Source organism: Massilia litorea, assembly GCF_015101885.1.
Classification (GTDB): domain Bacteria; phylum Pseudomonadota; class Gammaproteobacteria; order Burkholderiales; family Burkholderiaceae_D; genus Telluria; species Telluria litorea.
The window spans coordinates 4,100,518-4,116,048 of sequence record NZ_CP062941.1 but is presented as its reverse complement, the minus strand read 5'-3'; the positions used below and the strand labels follow the sequence as shown (position 1 = coordinate 4,116,048).

Here is a 15,531-nt window from a genome sequence, read left to right as displayed (position 1 = left end):
AAGTTCGGGCAGCGGCGCCGGTTGCAGGGTTCGGTCAAGCCTGCGCCGCGGCGGCGAACGAAAGCTGCCGGACCTGCGAAACGCGTTATGATTTGACAGCTGATGCATCGGAGACAAGTGCATGACCCATACCGACAAGAATGCCGCCAACGAGAACCCGCTTGGAATCGCCGGTCTCGAGTTCATCGAATACGCCACGACCCAGCCGCAAGCCTTCGGCGCCCTGATCGAACAGCTGGGCTTTGTCGCGACCGCGCGCCACCGTTCGCGCGAAGTGACCCTGTACCGCCAGGGCGACATGAACATCGTCGTCAACGCCGACAAGCGCGCGCTGCCCTCGTCCGCCCGCGAGGACATGCCCACGACCGTGATCAGCGCCATTGCCCTGAGGGTGCGCGATGCCGACGTCGCCTACCGCCACGCCATCGAGATGGGCGCCTGGCCGATCCAGACGCGGGCCGGCGTCATGGAGCTGAACATCCCGGGCGTGCATGGCGCAGGCGATTCGATCCTGTATTTCGTCGACCGGGTCGGCGACTTTTCCATCTACGACGTCGACTTCAAGCCGATCCCGGGCGCGCCGCAACAGCCGCCTGCGCTGGCCGGCATGCATTTCTTCGGTGTGGTGCAGTCGATCGACGAGGGGCGCCAGCCGGAGTGGTGCGATTTCTACCGCCAGCTGATGCATTTCGAAGCGCTGCCCGAGGGCCAGTTTTTCGGCGTCGTACAGAAGGGGACGCTGCTGGCCAGTCCTTGCCGCAGCTTCTACCTGCAGCTGATCGAGCCGCCGCCCGGGGCCGGCGGCCTGCAATGGGAAGAGCAGCTGGTGCGGGTCGGTTTCGGCGTGCCGGATGTCGCCGCCGCCGTGCGCCTGCTGGAGGAGCGCGGCATCGTCTTCATCGAACGCGACCCGCCCCAGCCGCACGCCAGGGGCGCCCTGACCCGGCTGTACAAGGGAGGCGTCAGCTTCGAACTGGTGGTCAGCGAGCGTGCGCCGGCCGCGGAGGCGCGATGAACCTGACGAATTTTGGCCTGGACAGCATCACGCTGGCCGGGCCGCTGGCGTCGAAGCTGGCGGCCTGCCGGGCGGCCGGTTTTTCGCAGATCATGCTCTGGGCGCGCGACCTGGTCGAGCACCCGGGCGGACTCGAGGACGCGATACGCTTGGTCCGGCAAAGCGGGCTGCGCGTGACCGGAATCCAGGTCATGCGCGACTACGAGGGCCTCGACGACGGCCTGCACGCGTACAAGCTCGATATCGCCCGCCACCTGCTGCGCGTGTGCAAGGCGGTCGGGGCGGGCATCCTGGTCGTCGGTTCCAGCACCTCGGGCCACGCCAGCGGCGAGCTCGACCGGATCGCCCGCGACCTGGCCAAGCTGGCCAATTCGGCGGTGCCGCTGGGGGTGCGGATCGGCTATGAAGCGCTGTCCTGGGGCCGCCATGTGCGGGCTTGGGAACAGGCGTGGGAAGTGGTCGACATGGCCGCGCACGCCAATCTCGGCGTCGTGCTCGATTCCTTCCACATGCTGGCCGGCGGCGACGAGCTGGAAGGACTGGAAGACATGCCCTCGGAAAAAATCGCGCTGGTCCAGCTGTCGGATTTCATGTGGCGCGACCTGGGCAGCCTGGATGAGCGGATCGAGACGGCCGGGCATTTGCGCGTCTTCCCCGGCGAGGGCTGCCACTCGGCTGAGCTGTCGAGCATCCTGCGGCGGCTGGACCGCGGCGGCTACCGCGGCAGCTACAGCCTGGAGGTCGTCAACGACGACTACCTGCAGCTGCCGCCCGATATCGTCTGCGGGCGCGCCTTGATGGCGGCGAAATGGATTACCGACCAGGTGCTGCGGCGCAGCCTGCAAGTCCGTGCCTATGCGGGACGGACCTTGTAAAACCCGTGTCGGGCACTGGGATTCAGAACCGGTTGAGGCCCTGGTAGTAGGCGCGGTTCGAGAGCGAGAGTGCGTAGAAAATCTCGGCCAGCAGGATGCGCGCCTTGCGGCGCAGGGGGGTGTCGGTCTTGTTCGAAACAGAAGTAATGGTGGCAGTGTGCATGATGGGGTTCCCGTGCGTTGGTCGCGTGATCGATAGCGCGACTGTACGCCTGCGGGAGTCATTCATCCAATTTTGATTCCGCATCTCAGACATTATCGTGGGTAATTTCTGCCTGCATCGGGCGGGCCATGTTGCGGGCGCATGGCGCACACTTTGCCGCTGCCCGCCCCCTTTGTCCATTTTCTGCGTTATACGATCGTTAACCTGACCAGACCAAGGAACGAACATGGATCCCGTGATCATCGCCGTCGCCATCACCGGCTCGGTACCGCGCAAGAAAGACAATCCGGCGGTACCGGTCACCGTTGCCGAACAAATCGAGTCGACCCACGAAGCCTATGAAGCTGGCGCCAGCCTCGTGCACCTGCACGTGCGCAATCCGGACGAGAGTTCCTCATCCGACCCGGCGCTGTTTGCCAGCGTCCTGGAGGGCATACGCAAACATTGTCCGGGCATGATCGTCCAGTTTTCGACCGGCGGCCGCGGGCGTGACCAGGCCGCCCGGGGCGCCGCGCTGCACCACAAGCCGGACATGGCATCGCTGGCGACCGGTACCGTCAATTTTCCGAGCATCATTTACGAGAACGCCCCGGCCCTGGTCGACCAGCTGGCGGCGACTATGAAGCAGCACGCCATCCTGCCGGAGATCGAGATCTTCGACCTCTCGCACCTGTATGGCATGCGGCGGCTGATGGACGCGGGCCTGATCAACGACCGGCCGCATGTCCAGTTCGTCATGGGTATCAAGAATGCGTTGCCGGTGGCCGAGTACCTGCTCGATCTCCTGCTCTCGGTGCTGAAACGCGTGGCGCCGAACGCCACCTGGACCGCTGCCGGCATCGGCCGCCACCAGAACGACGTGATCGAGTGGGTCCTCAAGCGCAAGGGCGATGCGGTACGCACCGGGCTGGAGGACAACATCCGCATCGACCGCGAGCGCCTGGCCACGAGCAATGCGGAGCTGGTCCGGGTCGCTGCCGACCTGTGCGCGGCCTACGGTGCGCGTCCGGCGACGCCTGCCGAGGCGCGTGCCAGGCTCGGCTTGCCGGCCTGAGCGGCCGGCCGTTCGAGCTGCCGGGGCGGCTTCCCCCGGCCCTGCATGCGCGCCGGGTAGCCCGTCGACGCCGGCGGCCCGGACCTCGGCAAGGCGCCCCGATGTCGTGTACGATTGACCATCCCCGGGCCTTGCCCTCTGCCTTCCAACTTCCTTTACGCCAAACAATATGAGCACCGAAAGCAGCCTCAACGAAACCAACGACGCCCAACTGCGCGCCGACGCCCTCGAATACCACCGCAGCCCGACGCGCGGCAAGATCGAGGTGGTGGCAACGAAACCGCTGTCGAACCAGCGCGACCTGTCGCTGGCGTATTCGCCGGGCGTGGCCTATGCCTGCGAAGAGATCGCGGCCGACCCGGCGATGGCGGCCGAGTACACCTCGCGCGCCAATCTCGTGGCCGTGATCTCGAACGGCACTGCGGTGCTCGGTCTCGGCAACATCGGTCCGCTGGCCTCGAAGCCGGTGATGGAAGGCAAAGGCTGCCTGTTCAAGCAGTTCGCCGGGGTCGACGTATTCGACCTGGAACTGGCCGAGAACGACCCGGATAAACTGATCGAAGCGATCGCGATGCTGGAACCCACCGTGGGCGGCATCAACCTGGAAGACATCAAGGCGCCGGAGTGCTTCTACATCGAGAAGAAGCTGCGCGAGCGCATGAACATCCCGGTCTTCCACGACGACCAGCACGGCACCGCGATCATCTCGAGCGCGGCCCTGCTCAATGCCCTGAAGGTGGTCGGCAAGGACATCGGCCAGATCAAGCTGGTGGCCTCCGGCGCCGGCGCGGCGGCGATCGCCTGCCTCGACATGATGGTGATCCTGGGAGTCAAGCGCGAGAACATCTATGTCACCGACTCCAAGGGCGTCATCTATGCCGGCCGCGACGCCAACATGGAAGCGAACAAGGCGCGCTATGCGCAAGAGACGGGCGCGCGTACGCTGGCCGACATCGTGAACGGCGCCGACGTCTTCCTCGGCTGCTCGACCGCGGGCGTCCTCACCGGCGAGATGGTGAAAACCATGGCCGATCAACCGGTGATCCTGGCGCTGGCCAATCCGGAGCCGGAGATCCGTCCGGAAGTGGCGAAAGCCGCGCGTCCGGACTGCATCATCGCGACCGGCCGTTCGGACTATCCGAACCAGGTCAACAACGTCCTGTGCTTCCCCTACATCTTCCGCGGCGCCCTCGACTGCGGCGCCACGCGCATCACCGACGAGATGAAGCTGGCCTGCGTCACCGCGATCGCCGAGCTGGCCGAAGCCGAAGCGAGCGACGTCGTGGCCTCGGCCTACGAGGGACAAGACCTCTCCTTCGGTCCCGACTACATCATCCCGAAGCCTTTCGATCCGCGCCTGCTGGCCGCAATCGCGCCGAAAGTGGCCGAAGCGGCGGCCGCCTCCGGCGTGGCTTCGCGGCCCATCGCCGACATGGATGCCTACCGCGAGAAGCTGGGGCAGATGATCTACCACACCGGTTTCTTCATGAAGCCGGTGTTCGCCCAGGCCCGCGCGAAGAGCCGCCGTGTGGCCTATGCCGAGGCGACCGAGCGCCGCGTGCTGCGCGCGGTGCAGACCGTGGTCGACGAAGGCCTGGCGCGCCCGGTGCTGATCGGCGACGGCGCCGCCATCGCACGCGCCATCCAGGAAGCCGGCCTGCGCCTGAAGCAGGGCGCCGACTACGAGCTGGTCGCGGCCGAGGGCGACACGACGGTGCAGGGCACGCGCCTGCTGAAGTCGGGCCAGGTCGATGCCCTGATCTGCGGCATGGCCGGCCATTACGACAGCCACCTGACGCACGTCCAGAACGAGATCGGCCTCGCGCCCGGCGCCGAAGTCATGGCCGCGATGAATGCGCTGGTGCTCGACAAGCTGACGCTGTTCATCGCCGACACCTATGTCAACGACCAGCCGAGCGCCCCGGAGCTGGCTGCGATCACGCGCATGGCGGCCGCCGAACTGCGCCAGTTCGGCCTGGAGCCGAAGGTCGCGCTGCTGTCGCATTCCTCGCAAGGCTCGTCCGAGCGTCCGTCGGCGCGCCGCATGCGCGAAGCGCGCGCCTTGCTGGCGCAAAGCGCGCCGGATCTCGCCGTGGTCGGCGAAGTCCATGGCGACGCTGCGTTGTCGCAGGAAATCCGCGACCTGTATCACGTCGAGAACGGTTTCGCCGGCAGCGCCAACCTGCTGGTCACGCCTTCTCTGGACGCCGCCAACATCCTGTTCAACGTGCTGAAGGTCGCGGCCGGCAAGGGCGTCACCGTGGGCCCGATCCTGCTGGGCGCGGCGAAGCCGGTGCACATCCTGAGCCCGAGCGCGACGGTGCGCCGCATCGTCAACATGACGGCGCTGGCGGCAGCGGGCGTGCGCGAGGGCTGAGCGAAGCGGCCGGCGCCGCCCTCACGGTCCGGCGCCGGCGCCGGCCATGCGCACCAGGGCTGCGTGCTCGCGTTCCTTGAAGCGCTGCATCAGCTCGGCAAAAGGCATCGGCCTGCCGAACAGGAAGCCCTGCGCATACTCGACCCCGCGCTCGCGCAGGAAATCGGCCTGGGCCTCGCTTTCGATCCCTTCGGCGATCATGCGCAGGCCCATCGAACGGGCCATGGCGATGATGTGGCCGACCACCAGGCTGATCGGCGCATCGGTGCCGATGGCTTCGATGAAGGAACGGTCGATCTTCAGGAAATCGAGATCGAGCGATTCGAGGTAGGACAGGCTGGGGTAGCCGGTACCGAAGTCGTCGATCGCCACCTCGATGGCGTTTCCGCGCAAGGCCCCGATGGTGTCGCGGGCCGATTCCAGGTCCAGGAAGCCGCGCTCGGTGATTTCCACGATCAGGTTCGACGGCAGGGCGCCGCAGCGCGCCAGCATGGTTCTCAGGTGACCCACGATGTCGGTCGAGTGGATATCCTCTGCCGCCAGGTTGAGCGCGACGTGGAAGGCCGGATGGGTCGACAGGAAATGGCCGGCGTCGCGGGCGACCAGGCGCAACACGCGTTCGGTGATCCTGGTCACCAGTTTCGACTGTTCGGCGACCGGAATGAACAGGTCCGGACCGACCAGGGTGCCGTCGGCGCGGCGCCAGCGCACCAGGGCCTCGGCGCCCACCCATTCGCCGGTCTGCAGGCGTACGATGGGCTGGTAGCACACGAAGAATTCGTCGCGGCGCAAGGCATTGCGCAAGGCGCCCTCCATCGACAGCTGGCGCCGCGCAAGCAGCAGGATCGCCAGCGCCACGATCAGTCCTCCGATCGCGCCGGCCGGGACCATCCGTCGCGCGATGTCGGCGCTGCGCCGGTCGAGTTCGGCGATGGGCGCGGCGGCGACGGCGATGAATTGCGATTGGCGCGAGCGCAGGACCGACACCACGTGGCCCGGGTCCGCGAAAGTGACCGTGTCGCCTTGCCCCAGGTGCGCGAGCCAGGCCGGATCGATCGGGCCGCGCGCGATCCAGACGCGGCGTTCCTCGCCGTGCAGGACGCCCAGCGACACGCCGGGCGTATCGGTCCAGGCATCGATCGGCAGGTCGCGGTGGACCAGGGCCGCCAGCTGCCCGCGCCGCGCCGCCATCAGCGGCGGCTGGCCCGGCAGGTTGCCCGGCACGTTGGGATAAAAGATGAACCCCGTCGACGACTCGAAGGCTCCCTTGCCCAGCGCGAGCGGCGCGCCGCCCATCGAGGAGCAGACGATCGCGTCATCGCGGACGTAGCCGACCGCCTGCAGATAGCTCGAGCCGAGGTCGATCTGGCGCATCAGGTCCAGGGACGCCGGAGAGCAGGGCGCGAGCCGGGACTGCTCGAGCGCGCGAAAGGCCTTGTTGACCTGCTGCGTGGTACCGTCCATGCGGCGCAGCACGTCGAGCGCGTAGCGCTGCACCTGGTCGGATTCGGCTTCGTAGGCCTGGTGGCGCGCCTCGCGCAGCGCAAGCCACGGCGGCGCCGCCAGCGCGGCCAGCGCTGCCAGTACCGTCAAGGCCAACCCGATGCGTCCGCGCATGCTGTTCCCCAATGGCACAGCGGACGGTCCTTCCCGGCTGCTGCACACAAGCCCGATCAGGCAGTATAACGGCTGCCCGACCCGTTTGGCATGGCGCGCGCCTGGCCGATGCGCGGCGCGCCGCCTGCTTCGAACGGCGAGGTAATCGGCGTAGAATGGACGGGACTATTGCAAAGACAAGGACAATGGACCGCTTCCTCGAAATGAAAGTATTCTCGGCCGTGGTCGAGTCGGGCAGCTTCACCGCAGCGGCCGACGTGCTCGACATGTCGAAGGCGGCGGTGTCGCGCTACGTGGCCGAGCTGGAAGAACGCCTCGGCGTGCGCCTGCTGCACCGGACCACGCGCAAGCTCTCGCCGACGAGCGAAGGCGCCATCTTCCAGGTGCGCTGCCGCGAGCTGCTCGACAACCTGCTCGAGGCCGAGGCCGAGATCACCTCGCGCAGCGGCGAGGCGAGCGGGCTGCTGAAAGTGAACGTCCCGGTCAGCTTCGGCCTGATGCACCTGGCGCCCCTGTGGCCGGCCTTCATGGCGCGGCACCCGAAACTGGCGCTCGACATCAGCCTGTCCGACCGCGTGGTCGACCTGGTCGAGGAGGGCTTCGACGTGGCCGTGCGCATCGGCCAGCTTCCCGCATCCACGCTCATCAGCCGCAAGCTCGCCTCCACGCGCCTGGTCCTGTGCGCCTCGCCGGCCTACCTGGCGCGCCGCGGCGAACCGGCGCGCCCAGCCGACTTGCCGGCGCACGAGGTCATTTCGTACAGCCTGTTCTCGTCCGGCGAGAACTGGAGTTTTACCGGACCCGGGGGCGAGGAAACGGTGCGGGTGCTGCCGCGGGTGCGCACCAACAGCGGCGACACCTGCCGCGCCGCCGCGCTGCAGGACGGGGGCCTCATCCTGCAGCCGACCTTCATCGTCGGGCCGGACCTGGCCGCGGGAACCCTGCGCGAGACGATGGCCGGCTACCGCTCGCTGGAACTGGGAATCTATGCTGTCTACCCGTCGCGCAAGTTCGTGTCGCCGAAAGTGCGCTTGCTGATCGATTTTCTGGTGGAGGCGTTTGCCGATCCGGCGTGGGACTAAATGCCGGGGCACCTTGAGTTACCGTAGGGTGGGCTCGGGAGCGCACCCTACGTTACCTCGGCGGTAACATGGCAATGATTGTTCCGGATCGAGAGACAGTGTTGTATGGGCGCGCGTATTTATCTCACAGGAATACGCAATTAAGATGATTCCATGTTGACGCGGCATCCGCCGTCCAGATTAAAGAGGACACATCATGGCACCCCTTCCCACCCTGTTCGTTTCGCACGGCTCCCCCATGCTGGCCTTGCAGGACAGCCCGGCACGCCGCTTCCTGCAGCAGCTGGGCCGGACGCTGCCGCGGCCGCGGGCGATCCTGGTCGTCTCGGCGCACTGGGAAACTGCCGGCGCCCCGGCCGTGAGCCTGGCGCAGCAGCCGGAGACCATCCACGACTTCGGCGGCTTTCCGCGCGCACTGTTCGAGATGCAATATCCGGCGCAGGGCGCGCCCGAGGCCGCCGAACGCGCCGCGGCGCTGCTCGAAGCGGCGGGCATTGCGGTCGGCCGCAGCAGCACGCGCGGCCTCGACCACGGCGCCTGGGTGCCGCTGCGCCTGATGTATCCTGAGGCCGACATCCCCGTGGCCCAGCTGTCGATCGTGCGCGGCGCCAGCCCGGCGCAGCACGAGGTGATCGGCCGGGCGCTGGCGGCGCTGCGCGATGAAGGCGTGCTGATCCTCGCCTCGGGTTCGCTGACGCACAACCTCTACGAATTCCGCGGGCAGGGCGTCGACGCGCCGGTGCCGGGATGGGTCAGCGAATTCGGCGCCTGGATGCAGGCGCGCCTGGAAGCCGACGACCGCGCCGCGCTGCTCGACTACCGCCGCGTCGCACCCCATGCCGCCGAGAACCACCCGACCGACGAGCACCTGCTGCCCCTGTTCGTCGCCATGGGGGCGGCCGGGGAGGGCGCGCACGCGACACAAGTGCACGCGAGCTTCGAACACGGCATCCTTGCAATGGACGCCTACGCTTTCAGCTGAGTAGTACTTTCCACGTCAACCGCACACAAAAAGGAACAATCATGCAAACCACGACTACCGCCACCGCCGACACCCTGCGTTCCAGCGAAGATACCGGCAAGCTGCTGCTGCGTGCCGTGCTCGCCATCCTGCTGCTGTTCCACGGCTTCTCGAAGCTGAGCGGCGGCATCGGCCCCATCGTCGGCATGGTGGAAAAGGCCGGGCTGCCGTCCGTTTTCGCCTACGGCGTCTATATCGGCGAAGTGGTCGCCCCGCTGCTGATCCTGGCGGGCGTGTTCACCCGTCCGGCGGCCCTGGTCGTCGCCTTCAACATGGTCGTGGCGCTGCTGCTGGCGCACACCAGCCAGTTCTTCACGATGGGCGCGACCGGCGGCTGGGCGCTCGAACTGCAGGCCATGTACCTGGCGGGCGCGCTGGCGGTGGCCCTGCTGGGCGCGGGCCGCTACAGCCTGGGCGGCATCAACGGCCGCTTCAACTGAAAACCCGTGGAAAGATGCCCGGACCGGCGTGAGCCGGCCGGGGCCTGCAAGGCGTGCGCGCACAGGGTATGATCATGTTCTCAACCAAACACAGGACCTGATGCCCATGACGACGTCCAGCTATCCCGACACCCGCCTCCTCATCGCCAACGAATGGTGTGAGGCCACCGGCGGCAAGACCATTCCCGTCGTGAACCCGGCCACCGGCCAGCCGATCGGCAATGTCGCCCATGCCTCGATCGCCGACCTCGATCGCGCCCTGGCCGCGGCGCAGAAAGGCTTCGAGACCTGGCGCGCCGTGCCTGCCGCCGAGCGCGCCGCCGTCATGCGCCGCGCCGCCCAGCTGCTGCGCGAACGCGCCGGCGACATCGCCCGCCTGCTGACCCAGGAGCAGGGCAAGCCGCTCGTCGAAGCCAAGGGCGAAGCCCTGGCCGGCGCCGAGATCATCGACTGGTTCGCGGCCGAAGGCATGCGCGTGTACGGCCGCATCGTCCCATCGCGCAATCCGGCTGCCCAGCAGCTGGTGCTGAAGGAACCGGTCGGCCCGGTCGCCGCCTTCACGCCCTGGAACTTCCCGATCAACCAGATCGTCCGCAAACTCGGCGCCGCGCTGGCGACCGGCTGCTCCTTCCTGTGCAAGGCGCCGGAAGAGACCCCGGCTTCGCCCGCCGCGCTGCTGCAGTGTTTCGTGGACGCCGGCATCCCGCCGGGCGTGGTCGGCCTCGTGTTCGGCGACCCGGCCGAAATCTCCGGCTACCTGATCCCGCATCCGGTCATCCGCAAGGTCACCTTCACCGGCTCGACCCCGGTCGGCAAGCAGCTGGCCAGCCTGGCCGGCCTGCACATGAAGCGCGTGACGATGGAGCTGGGCGGCCATGCGCCGGTGATCGTCGCCGAAGACGCGGACGTCGCGCTGGCCGTGAAAGCCGCCGGCGGCGCCAAGTTCCGCAACGCGGGCCAGGTCTGCATCTCGCCGACCCGCTTCCTGGTGCACAACGCGATCAAGGAAGAGTTTACGCGCGCTTTCGTGAAGCACGCCGAAGGCCTGAAGCTGGGCGACGGCCTGGTCGAAGGGACGACCCTCGGCCCGCTGGCCAACGCGCGCCGCCTGACGGCGATGGCGAAGGTGGTCGAGGACGCGCAGAAGCACGGCGCGACCCTGGCGTCGGGCGGCAAGCGGATCGGCGAGACCGGCAACTTCTTCGCGCCGACCATCCTGTCCGACGTGCCTTTGGAAGCGAGCATCTTCAACGACGAGCCCTTCGGTCCGATCGCGGGCATCCGCGGCTTCGACAGCCTGGAAGACGCGATCAGCGAGGCGAACCGCCTGCCTTACGGCCTGGCCGGTTATGCCTTCACGCGCTCGATCAAGAACGCCCAGCTGCTGATGAACCGGGTCGAGGTCGGCATGCTGTGGATTAACCAGCCGGCTACGCCGAGCGCCGAGCTGCCGTTTGGCGGCATCAAGGATTCGGGCTACGGCACCGAAGGCGGTCCGGAAGCGATGGAAGGCTATCTGAACACCAAGGCGGTGTCGATGGTCGGCATCTAAGCGCGCCAGGCTACAAAAAAAAGGCCACCGGCTCACCCCGGTGGCCTTTTTGCATTGACGCAATAGCATTACACTGTCGGCATGATGAATCCGACCGACACCAGTTTCGATCTCGCCGCAAGCGCCCTCAACCTCCTCGACTGCGGCGTGATCGTGCTCGACGCCGAACATCGCATCGTGCTCTGGAACCGCTGGATGGTGAGCCGCTCCGGCCGCTCCGCCGCGCGCGTGCGCGAGCAATCGCTGTTCGCGGTCTTTCCCGAACTGCGCGGCTCGCGTGTGGAAGCAGCCGTGCTGGCCGGGCCGGGCGACGGCAGTACCCGCAAGGTGTCGAACCTCGAGGGCCGCACGCCGTTTCCGCTGCGCGAAGCGGGCAGCTTCGACGGCACCCGCATCGAGCAGGCGATCGCGGTGACGCCCTTCAGGGAGGGCGACGAGCAGCTCTGCCTGATCGAGATCCGCGACGTCAGCGGCACCGTCGACCGCGAGCGCCACCTGCTCGAACACGCCGAATCCCTGCGCGCCCGGTCCTATGTCGACGGCCTGACCGGCATCCACAACCGGCGCTACTTCGACATGACGCTGGAACGCGAACTGCGCCGCGCCCACAGAAACGGCGGCGCGCTTTCGCTGCTGCTGATGGACATCGATTCCTTCAAGGCCTACAACGACCATTTCGGACACCAGCAGGGCGACGCCTGCCTGATCACGGTGGCGCAGGCGCTGGCCGGCATGCTCAAGCGTCCGGCCGACGTGGCTGCGCGCTACGGCGGCGAGGAGTTCGTGGCCATCCTGCCCGATACCACGCTGGCGCAGGCGGCCGGCGTGGCCGAGGCGATCCGCCTGGATATCGCCGCGCGCGCGCTGGCGCATGCGCCGGCGGCGGTGAAGGACCACGTCACGCTCAGCATCGGCGTGGCCGCCTTCGGCAAGGATGGGCTGAACGAGGCGGCGAGCCTGATCGAGGCGGCCGACCAGGCCTTGTATGCGGCCAAGCGCGGCGGGCGCGACCGGGTGGCGGTGGCGGGCACGCAGTAAAGGCAGGCGCGCCGTGTCGCTGCGATGCTGAGCGCCGGCCGGGACCGGCGTTGTGCTCCGGCCTGTCACCGTTGCTTTCCAAGCCGAACAGGCATGTGAAGCGCCAGAGACTGGATGTATGATGAATTCCCCTACAACCCTGTCCGGGGGAAGTCAACATGGTGCTGCGTTCTGCTCGCAAGCTGCGACGTGGCCTGATCGCGCTCTCGATTGCCCTGCCGGGACTGTACGCCGTGTCGGCAGGGACAGCCATCGTGCAGGATTACCGCTCGACCATCACACAGGCCGAGTCGGACATGCGCAACATCGCCGCCACGCTGCACGAGCATGCGATGCGCACTTTCGGCGAGGCCGATACCCGGCTGCGCGTGGCGATGGCCGAGATCGAGCGGCGCGGCCTGGCGCCCGTGCCGGCGGACGAGCGCGCGCTGCACGACATCCTGGTCGCGGCCGGCGGCGATTCCCCATTGGCCGGCAGCGCCGGCGTCATGGCGCCCGACGGCGAGATACGCGCCAGCGCCTACGCCTACCCATCCGTTCCGGCCGATGGACGCGACCGCGATTACTACGCCTGGCTGAGCACGCACCGCGAGCGCGGCATGTACCTGTCGCGTTCGGTCCGGTCGCGTTCCAACGCCAGGTGGGTGGTCCCGGTGGCACGCCGGATCGACAATCCGGACGGCTCCCTGAAGATGATCGTCAACTTCGGGGTCGACATGGCCTACTTCGACCGCTTCTACCGCAGCCTGCGCCTCGGCGAGAGCAGCCGCCTGGTCCTGGTACGGCGCGACGGCTGGGTCATCACGGAAACGCCGCTGTCCGCCGGCGTGATGGACCGCAACCTGGCCAGCACCTGGCCCTTCCGCGTGCTCGGCCATGCGCCCGTCGGCGTCTACGAAACCGAGCGCAGCACCATCGACGGCTCCGCGCGCGTGGTCGGCTATGCGAGCCTGGCGCAGTCGCCGATCGTCGCGGTAGCCAGCATCGGGCGCGACGAAGTGCTGCAACCCTGGGTGACGCGCAGCCTGCAGTTCGCCGGCCTCGGCGCGCTGTCGACGGTGATGCTGCTGGCCCTGCTGCGCTTCCTGTGGCTGCGGCTGGCCGACCTCGAAGCGGTCCAGGGCGGCCTGGCCAGGCGCAACCAGGAGCTGGACACCGCGCGCCGCCGTTTCCAGGAACTGGTCGACGGCATCGACGGCATCGTGTGGGAGGCGGCGCTGCCGGATTTCCGCTTCACTTACGTCAGCGGCAACGCCGCCGCCATTTCCGGTTATCCGGCCGAACAATGGATGGCGGAGCCGCAGTTCTGGCGCGAGCGCCTGTGTACCACGCCCGACGGCAAGCGGTCCGAGCCCATGCTGAACCTCGGCGGCCCGCGGCTCATGAAGCCGATCGAGCACCACATCCTGGCGCCGGACGGCAGGGACATTTGGCTTCGGAGCAATATCATGTTGGCCGACAGTCCCGCAGGAGGACTGCACGTGCGCGGGGTCACGACCGACATCACGGCCCACAAGGAATCCGAGCTGCAGCTGTTCGAGGCGATCCACGTCGATCCCCTGACCCGGCTGCCGAGCCGGCGCGCCCTGGCCGACCATCTCGAACACGCCCTGGTGCTGGCCCGGCACAACCGCTCGGTGACGGCGGTGGTCCTGGTCGACGTCGACAACTTCAGTACCGTCAACAATAGCCTCAGCCACGACCTGGGCGACGAGGTGCTGGTTCACGTCGCGCAGCGGCTGAAGGACTGCCTCGATCCGGGCGACATGCTGGCCCGGATGGGCGAAGACGAATTCGCCATCGTCGTCGAGGATGTAGACCGCGTCGGGCTGAAGGTGGAACAGCTCGCCGAACGGATCCAGGCCGCGCTCGAGCGGGCGATCCCGATCGACGGGCGCAAGCTGTATCTCACCGTCAGCATGGGCCTTGCCCTGTCGCCCCAGGATGGGCGCGATTGCCAGACCCTGATGCGCAATGCCGACACCGCCCTGTACCGGGTCAAGGCAGCCGGGCGCAACGGCTGGCAATTCTTCGACAGCTCGATGGCGCGCCAGGTCGAACACCGGCTGGACATGGAAACCGCCCTGCGGCATGCCATCGAACACGAAGAGTTCCGCCTGGAATATCAGCCCCAGCGCTCGCTGGCGGACGGCGGCATTGTCGGCGCCGAAGCGCTGCTGCGCTGGAACCGGCCCGGCGTGGGCATGGTGCCGCCCCAGGAGTTCATCCGCATGGCCGAGGAAAGCGGCTTCATCGTCGGCCTCGGCAATTGGGTGCTGACGGCGGCTTGCTGCCAGGCGGCTGACTGGCGCGCGGCCGGGCTGCACCTGCGCATGGCCGTCAACGTCTCCGTGGTCCAGCTGCACCAGGCGGATTTCGCCGACCAGGTCAGGCACGCGCTCGCCGTATCCGGCCTGCCGGCGCATCTGCTCGAGCTGGAGATCACCGAAGGCGCCGTCGTCTCCGACATCCTCGACGCGCTCGACAAGCTCCATCAGCTCAAGGCCATGGGCGTCGAGCTGGCCGTGGACGACTTCGGCACCGGCTACTCGTCGCTGTCCTACCTGAAGCAGATGCCGGTCGACCGCCTGAAGATCGACCAGAGCTTCGTGCGCGACATCCCGCACAACGCCGACGATTGCGCCATCGTGCGCGCGATCCTGGCGATGGCGGCCAACCTGAAGCTCGAAGTCATCGCCGAAGGGGTCGAAACCCAGGAGCAGCTGGAATTCCTGCGGGCCGAAGGTTGCCAGGAGATGCAGGGATTCCTGCTGTCGCCGCCCGTCAGCCCCGATCACTTCGTTACGCAGTTTCTTGCGGCTTGCCGGGCCGGAACGCGGCGTCTTGCGCCGGTTCCCCGGTCTGAATCGCCTTGAGGCAGGCGCGTCAGGATGTGAAGCGACGGCGGCGCATGCGTCCGGCGTAACTGCGCGCAAAACCTTCCAGGACGTGCGCGGGCAACATCTTCACCATGCCATGCAGGATGAGCGGCACCAGCACGAACTCGTCGACGACGCCGATCACGGGCAAGGCGAAATTCAGCGGCTCGACAGCGAACAGCGCCAGGCCAGCCAGTCCGGGCAGCAGCCATCCGGGACGTTTCTCATGCCGGATCGCGAACCATAGCACGCGCAGGTCCTGGCTGGCGACCACGCGCCACAGTGCAAAGATGCGTTTCAATGCGTTCTCCTCCGTCGCGCGGGACCTTCCCGTGTGCCCTAGATGGGTCGTCAAGGACCGAACGCAAGAGGGAATCGAAGAAAGTCGCTTGCGGGCTGAATCGGCGGACGAAAAAGG

Annotated in this window: 13 protein-coding genes; 10 read left to right on the top strand and 3 right to left on the bottom strand. The window is 67.5% G+C overall.

The genetic code is table 11. The features are described 5' to 3' along the window. Window positions 1-121 precede the first annotated feature (121 nt). On the top strand, window positions 122-1,015 hold the full coding sequence (locus LPB04_RS18560; protein ID WP_193685972.1) for a 4-hydroxyphenylpyruvate dioxygenase: 894 nt from the start codon (window positions 122-124) through the stop codon (window positions 1,013-1,015). After that, window positions 1,012-1,890, top strand: a complete 879-nt coding sequence (locus tag LPB04_RS18555; RefSeq protein WP_193685971.1) for a sugar phosphate isomerase/epimerase family protein — start codon at window positions 1,012-1,014, stop codon at window positions 1,888-1,890. The genes LPB04_RS18560 and LPB04_RS18555 overlap by 4 nt, the downstream gene beginning before the upstream one ends. Before the next feature lie 22 nt (window positions 1,891-1,912). Here LPB04_RS18555 and LPB04_RS18550 read toward each other — a convergent pair whose 3' ends face one another. Further along, complete coding sequence (locus LPB04_RS18550) at window positions 1,913-2,053, bottom strand: hypothetical protein (protein WP_193685970.1); 141 nt, start codon at window positions 2,051-2,053, stop codon at window positions 1,913-1,915. Between the two features lie 226 nt (window positions 2,054-2,279). Between LPB04_RS18550 and LPB04_RS18545 the strand changes: the two genes are divergently transcribed. Beyond that, the gene (locus LPB04_RS18545) at window positions 2,280-3,107 is read left to right on the top strand and encodes a BKACE family enzyme (RefSeq protein ID WP_193685969.1); all 828 of its coding nucleotides are present in this window, start codon (window positions 2,280-2,282) and stop codon (window positions 3,105-3,107) included. Window positions 3,108-3,276: 169 nt separating this feature from the next. Continuing rightward, window positions 3,277-5,484, top strand: a complete 2,208-nt coding sequence (locus LPB04_RS18540) for an NADP-dependent malic enzyme (RefSeq protein ID WP_193685968.1) — start codon at window positions 3,277-3,279, stop codon at window positions 5,482-5,484. Window positions 5,485-5,505: 21 nt separating this feature from the next. Here LPB04_RS18540 and LPB04_RS18535 read toward each other — a convergent pair whose 3' ends face one another. After that, window positions 5,506-7,101, bottom strand: a complete 1,596-nt coding sequence (locus LPB04_RS18535; RefSeq protein WP_193685967.1) for an EAL domain-containing protein — start codon at window positions 7,099-7,101, stop codon at window positions 5,506-5,508. Window positions 7,102-7,286: 185 nt separating this feature from the next. Between LPB04_RS18535 and LPB04_RS18530 the strand changes: the two genes are divergently transcribed. The 6 genes from LPB04_RS18530 to LPB04_RS18505 all read left to right on the top strand — a co-directional run bounded on the left by LPB04_RS18530 (window position 7,287) and on the right by LPB04_RS18505 (window position 15,110). Continuing rightward, on the top strand, window positions 7,287-8,183 hold the full coding sequence (locus tag LPB04_RS18530) for a LysR family transcriptional regulator (RefSeq protein ID WP_193685966.1): 897 nt from the start codon (window positions 7,287-7,289) through the stop codon (window positions 8,181-8,183). 196 nt (window positions 8,184-8,379) lie between these two features. Continuing rightward, the gene (locus LPB04_RS18525; RefSeq protein ID WP_193685965.1) at window positions 8,380-9,165 is read left to right on the top strand and encodes a dioxygenase family protein; all 786 of its coding nucleotides are present in this window, start codon (window positions 8,380-8,382) and stop codon (window positions 9,163-9,165) included. A gap of 41 nt (window positions 9,166-9,206) precedes the next feature. Continuing rightward, a complete protein-coding gene (locus LPB04_RS18520) occupies window positions 9,207-9,644 on the top strand; it encodes a DoxX family protein (protein WP_193685964.1) in 438 nt (145 codons plus the stop codon). 106 nt (window positions 9,645-9,750) lie between these two features. Continuing rightward, window positions 9,751-11,196: an NAD-dependent succinate-semialdehyde dehydrogenase gene (locus LPB04_RS18515; RefSeq protein ID WP_193685963.1), complete on the top strand. Its 1,446-nt coding sequence runs from the start codon at window positions 9,751-9,753 to the stop codon at window positions 11,194-11,196. 81 nt (window positions 11,197-11,277) lie between these two features. Beyond that, on the top strand, window positions 11,278-12,234 hold the full coding sequence (locus LPB04_RS18510) for a GGDEF domain-containing protein (RefSeq protein ID WP_193685962.1): 957 nt from the start codon (window positions 11,278-11,280) through the stop codon (window positions 12,232-12,234). 158 nt (window positions 12,235-12,392) lie between these two features. After that, window positions 12,393-15,110, top strand: a complete 2,718-nt coding sequence (locus LPB04_RS18505) for a bifunctional diguanylate cyclase/phosphodiesterase (RefSeq protein ID WP_193685961.1) — start codon at window positions 12,393-12,395, stop codon at window positions 15,108-15,110. A gap of 10 nt (window positions 15,111-15,120) precedes the next feature. On the opposite strand, the gene LPB04_RS18500 is transcribed toward LPB04_RS18505, so the two are convergent. Further along, complete coding sequence (locus LPB04_RS18500; RefSeq protein WP_193685960.1) at window positions 15,121-15,414, bottom strand: hypothetical protein; 294 nt, start codon at window positions 15,412-15,414, stop codon at window positions 15,121-15,123. Between the last annotated feature and the right edge of the window lie 117 nt (window positions 15,415-15,531).